The organism is Actinacidiphila sp. bgisy160 (genome assembly GCF_965342435.1).
Lineage (GTDB): Bacteria > Actinomycetota > Actinomycetes > Streptomycetales > Streptomycetaceae > Actinacidiphila.
Map to the genome: position 1 here is coordinate 1 of NZ_CBDRCM010000114.1, position 5,007 is coordinate 5,007.

Consider the following 5,007-nt stretch of genomic DNA (forward strand, 5'->3'; position numbering starts at 1 on the left):
ACCGCGGTCATAGCCCGTCCGCCCGTGCGCCGCCCGGCGGCCCGGTACCGCGCGCGGAGCGGCAGCGGTGCAGGAACCCGTTCTCGTCGAGGCCGCACAGCGCCGCCATCGGTTCGGCGGGCGGCCGGTCGAAGCGGTACCCCGTCAGCACGCCGAGCAGCTTGCGGCCGTAGCCCGGGCGCGGCGGCCGGCGACCCGAGGGGCCGGGCCGGGCATTCAGCACGCCGCCGGTCTGACGACGCGCAGCCAGCCGATGACCGCGTTGACGGTGTCGTAGTCGAGTTCGGCGATCCTGGCGACGGCGTCCGCGTCGTCCCGGCGGACCGGGACACCGGCGGCGTCGAGGGCGCAGTGCAGCATGACCTGGTGCGCCTGGCTGGGCGGCAGGGTATGGCCCGGACGGATCTGGGTGCGCAGCAGGTAGGAGATCGGCAACGGGGGCGTCGGTCGGTCCGCGGTCATACTCGGATTCCCTCGAAGTAGTCGGACAGGGCTGTGGCGAGGTCGTGCCTGCTGTTCCATTCGCGGTGGTCCAGGAGTTCGGTCCGCGTCCGGGCCCAGAAGTCCCCGATCACGGCGTGGTCGTTGCGGTCGGCGACCAGACCGGTGGGTGGCGCCAGCCCACGGGAGTGGGCGCGTTCGGTGAAGACGAGCGTGGTGAAACGTCCCTCGGGCCGGGGTCCGGGGTGGACGGAGTGCCGCAGCACCGCCCTGCTCAGGGCGTCCGCCGCGACGCCGGCGGCCGGCGAGGAACCCGTGCTCCAGCCCATCAGCCGGCGGGCGTGGGCGTCGAGCACGATCACGCAGAGCAGTTCGCCCTGGCGGGTGGCGAGTTCGGCGGCGTCGGTCACCCAGAGCCGGTCGGGCACACCGGGCCGGCCCTGGAGGCCGGCGCGCCGCATGAGCAGTTCCACGGTGCCGTGGCTGATGGGGATGCCGTGCCGCAGGGTGAGTTCCTCGTGGATACGGCGGTATCCGAAGGTGCCGCGCGAGTCGGTGTGGATGGCGGTGATGAGTTCCGTCAGCCACAGGTGCCGGTTGGCGCGGGCCGAGGGGGGCCGGCCTCGCCAGGTGAAGTACCCCGATTCGGAGATACCCAGGACGCGTGTCGCGGTCCGGATCGGGAGCCCCTCACCGGCCATCACCTGGACGGCCTCGAATCGCCTTTTGGGGACACCACATCGCGCAGCAGCTCGGTGACCCGCCGGTGGACGGCGAGCTCGGTCTCCAGTTCGGTGATGCGCTTGCGGGCCGCGTTCAGCTCGGCGGTGCCCACCGGTGCGCGCCGCGGCCTGCCCAGGTGCGGCAGGTGCGTGCGCCGCCATTGGTAGATCGTCTGGTCGCCGAGCCCGAGGTCCGAGGCGACCTTCTTCACGGGCTCACCGGCGGCCAGCAGGTCGAGGGCCTTGCGGCGCAGCTCGGGCGGGTATCGTCTGGGCACTTCATGCCTCCGGAAGGGCCGGTCGTGGTCCCGGGCCGGGGACCCGTCTGGGGGTTTGGGGAGGTGAGGGACGTGCCCCCGGCCCGGAAGCGGTGGGGGCGTCAGCTGACGTGGCGGTGCATGGTCACGGTGGGCCGGAACTCCCGCAGCGGGCCGGCGCCGGAGCCGGCCGGCACCGCTGCCGCCGCCCGGTCCAGGACGGCCCTGACCTCGGCGGCGAGCGCGTCCGCGCGGCGCTCGATCTCGGAGATCGGATCGCCGCACCGCCTCAGCTCGGCCACCCTGCGCCGGATGTCGGCGAGCCGGTCCCGGTCGCGGGCGCTCAGGGTGAGCGGCCTCGGGGTCGCCACGATGAACTGGTAGGCACCCGCGAAGGTCTGGCATCCGGTGCAGTGCTCGTTGACGGCACGGCTGATGTTCGTGGCGGTGACCCGTCGGATGTCGACACCGGAGGTGGTGACGATCTGGAAGGAGAGGGCGATCGACCGGCACGGGCGGGAGAGCGAGCAGCCGACCGAGGCGGCGACCGCCCGGTTGTGCGCGGTGGCGGCGACGAGCGGCCCGAACTGGTGGATCGAGAACTCCTCGTCGTACTGGACCGGGCGCGCCCGGTTGGCGAGGGTGTGCGCCTCGTCCACGGCGGCGCCCGCGCTGCGGGGGATGTGCGACCCCGATGCCGCGCCGGCCGGGGCCGCGGTGGCGAGGGCGACGAGGCCGGCGGTGGTCAGCATGCCCAGCCGGACGGCCTTGCGGCCCACCGTGCTGGTGTGGGGCTTTCGGTGCGTCACGGACTTCTCCTGTACGGATGGAAGGAATATCGGGGGGGGAGGGAAGGGGGATGGCCCGCGTCAGGTCGGCAGAGGCGCGGGGAAGGACACGGTGAAGCTCGGGATGGGGGGCTCCGACGGCGTCGCGGAGTCCGACGGTGAGGCGGTGGGCGAGCTCGCGGACGGGCTCGGGTCTGCCGTGGCCGTGGTCCGCGTGCTGCTCGGTTCCGGTTCGCTGCGCGAGGCCCGCGGGCTGGGCGACTTCGACGGCGAGGGGCTGCCACTCGCCGACGCGGAGGCGTCGGCCGAGCCGGACTCCGAGGGTGAGGCCGAGGGCCCGGTCGCCGACGGCTCGTCCGCGGCCACGGTCACCGGGGCGGTGGTGACGCTCGGCAGCGGTGCGGGGGCGACGGGGCGCGGGGGCCTGATCTCGGGCACCCCGGGCTGCAGGATGGGGGCGATCGGCGGCTGCGGCGGCAGCGGCTTGGGGGTCACCCCGCCCACCCACGCGGCGCACAGCGCCGCAGCTCCGGCCAGCGTGGCTCCGCCGATGAGGAGCCTCAGCCGGAGATTCCCCTCCGTGGCGCGGACGACGTAGCGGACGAGCCGGCCCCCCAGGCGCACCGACAGGTACGCCGCCCCCGCGAGGGGGAAGATCAGCATGAGGCTGCCGACGACCCCGACCGTGCCGGCGGCGAACTGGCCCTCGGCGAAGGCGGAACCCGTCCCGGTCAGCTGCTCGACCAGGGACCGCAGGCTCGTCTCGAGCAGGCGCGGCAGGTTCCACAGCACGTAGCCGAGTTCGGCGAGCAGCAGGGGCACCATCGTCAGCACCCAGGTGGTGACGATGGTCCGGGCGGAGCGCTTGAGGTCGGAGACCTCGGGGGGTACCGGACGGCCCGGCAGCATGCTGCGCAGGATCGGCTTGATCTTGCCGAAGAGGTCCGGGACGCCGGCGAGGTCACCGAGGATGTAGTAGCCGTCCAGCCGGACGGCCGGCATCAGCTGCTCGATGATCTCGAAGTGGGCCAGGTAGATGGCGGCGAGAAAGAAGGACTGCCCGGTGACGAAGTAGCCGCCGGCCAGGGCCAGCATGAAGACGACGTTGAAGTACACGCCGCCCAGATCGGTGCGCATGCGGCCGCCGCGGCCGATCCGGTAGACGTCGGTGACGTCGGTGTACATCGACGGCCAGATGAGGAAGATGCCGCAGCCGATGGCCCCGGGCCGGGCCCCGCCGTAGCGGCACGCGGAGGCGTGTCCGAACTCGTGGAAGACGAGCGAGGCCACGGTCAGCGCGAACACCACGAGCATGAGCACCGGCTGTTCCAGCACCTGGAGCACCGGTGTCATCGCCCCGTGGACGGCGAACAGCCAGATCTCCATGGCGACCGCCGTCGCGAGCACCGCCGTCACCACCAGCGGACGGTGCAGCCAGGCCAGCGAGCGGGCGATCCGGGCGACCTGCCGCTCGCGGAAGATGACCCGGTGGCCCTTCAGCACGAGCAGAAGGTCCGCGGTGGGTCCGGTGACCTCGTCGTCCTCCTGCCCGAACGGGACGGTGACGCCCAGCGGCTGCAGCTTGTTCTCGATCAGGTAGTGCACGTTCTCGGCACTGACCTCACGGCCGAAGCGCCCGCTCACCCGGTGCGAGATGGCCTCGGTGTCGCGCCGCCCGTCGATGGCACGGGCGACCAGGTACAGCAGCCGGCTCAGCTGGACGACCTGCCCGTCCCCCCTGCGGACGATGTACCGGGGTTCGGTGGTCCCCGATCCCTTGTACTCACCGAGGAGTTGCAGGCCCGCGCCCAGCCGCGGGACGGGGAAGCCCGTGTCGTAGGGGGGAGGGTCCATCACGTCCGCGTCGTACAGCGCCGTCCCCGTGGGGCCGGGGCCCTGAGCAATGTGACCTTCCGTCACCGTCCTGCTCTTCCTCCCGAGACGGACCGCGCCACGACGGGCGCGGTCCGCACACGTACGGGTGTTGTTACTGGCGGATGTTGATGGCCTGGACGGCCTCGGACTGGGCGACCGCGAACGGGGAGAACTGGTTCGCCGCGAGCGACTCGTTGTGGGCGTCGACGTGCGCGATGTTCTTGGTCACGTGCGTGGTCTTGACGAAGCTGAACTTCAGCTTGCCCAGGGCCTCGCGGCCCGGCAGCAGCTCCGCGGACTCGGCGTCGAGCTGGTCCATGTTCATGAGGGGGGATACCTTTCTCGGTATGCGGAAGGAGGTGGAACGCCGGCTACTGCTTGATGTTGATGGCCTGAGTGGCCTGCGACTGGGCGACCGCGTACGGCGACCACTCGTTGGCCGCGAGCGACTCGTTGTGGGCGTCGACGTGGGCCACGTGCTTGGTCACGTGCGTGGTCTTGACGAAGCTGAACTTGAGCTTGCCCAGGGCCTCGCGGCCGGGCAGCAGCTCCGCGGACTCGGTGTCCAGCTCACGCATGTCGAGCATGGGGGATCCTTCGGACGAGGGGTGCGGACGGGGACCGGGTCTCAGAACCCGTCCATCCACACCAGACGATCTGTCTGACGGCGTTGGACAGTAGTCGGACACCACGACCCCGGCAAGCGACTCCGGTGCATGACTGTCCGTCAACATGACGACAGTGCAAGGGAAACGACAGGTGAGAGCACCGGCGGGGACACCGCGAGCGGCCGGCCCCACCCGCCGGATATCACCCGAACGGGTCAATCCGCCCCCTGCCCGATGTGGGGAAGTACCGGCAGACGGGGCGAAGCACGACGAACCGGTGGCTATCCTCTCGATCCCCGAAGCGCTTGGGCCGACC

At 71.7% G+C, this 5,007-nt stretch carries 8 protein-coding genes; all 8 read right to left on the reverse strand.

The genetic code is table 11. The features are described from left to right. Positions 1–7: 7 nt before the first annotated feature. The 8 genes from ACRWNP_RS36880 to ACRWNP_RS36915 all read right to left on the reverse strand — a co-directional run bounded on the left by ACRWNP_RS36880 (position 8) and on the right by ACRWNP_RS36915 (position 4,670). On the reverse strand, positions 8–223 hold the full coding sequence (locus ACRWNP_RS36880; protein WP_431969338.1) for a hypothetical protein: 216 nt from the start codon (positions 221–223) through the stop codon (positions 8–10). Then, the gene (locus ACRWNP_RS36885) at positions 217–462 is read right to left on the reverse strand and encodes a hypothetical protein (protein WP_431969340.1); all 246 of its coding nucleotides are present in this window, start codon (positions 460–462) and stop codon (positions 217–219) included. Before ACRWNP_RS36885 ends, ACRWNP_RS36880 begins: the two co-directional genes overlap by 7 nt. Then, the gene (locus tag ACRWNP_RS36890; protein WP_431969342.1) at positions 459–1,142 is read right to left on the reverse strand and encodes an IS3 family transposase; all 684 of its coding nucleotides are present in this window, start codon (positions 1,140–1,142) and stop codon (positions 459–461) included. Before ACRWNP_RS36890 ends, ACRWNP_RS36885 begins: the two co-directional genes overlap by 4 nt. After that, positions 1,142–1,441, reverse strand: a complete 300-nt coding sequence (locus ACRWNP_RS36895; RefSeq protein WP_431969344.1) for a transposase — start codon at positions 1,439–1,441, stop codon at positions 1,142–1,144. The genes ACRWNP_RS36890 and ACRWNP_RS36895 overlap by 1 nt, the downstream gene beginning before the upstream one ends. Before the next feature lie 101 nt (positions 1,442–1,542). Then, the gene (locus ACRWNP_RS36900) at positions 1,543–2,229 is read right to left on the reverse strand and encodes a hypothetical protein (RefSeq protein ID WP_431969346.1); all 687 of its coding nucleotides are present in this window, start codon (positions 2,227–2,229) and stop codon (positions 1,543–1,545) included. Positions 2,230–2,289: 60 nt separating this feature from the next. Then, positions 2,290–4,128, reverse strand: a complete 1,839-nt coding sequence (locus ACRWNP_RS36905) for a hypothetical protein (protein ID WP_431969348.1) — start codon at positions 4,126–4,128, stop codon at positions 2,290–2,292. Positions 4,129–4,195: 67 nt separating this feature from the next. Beyond that, positions 4,196–4,408, reverse strand: coding sequence for a hypothetical protein (locus ACRWNP_RS36910; RefSeq protein ID WP_431969350.1), 213 nt, complete (start codon positions 4,406–4,408; stop codon positions 4,196–4,198). 46 nt (positions 4,409–4,454) lie between these two features. After that, the gene (locus tag ACRWNP_RS36915; protein WP_179280271.1) at positions 4,455–4,670 is read right to left on the reverse strand and encodes a hypothetical protein; all 216 of its coding nucleotides are present in this window, start codon (positions 4,668–4,670) and stop codon (positions 4,455–4,457) included. Positions 4,671–5,007: the final 337 nt, after the last annotated feature.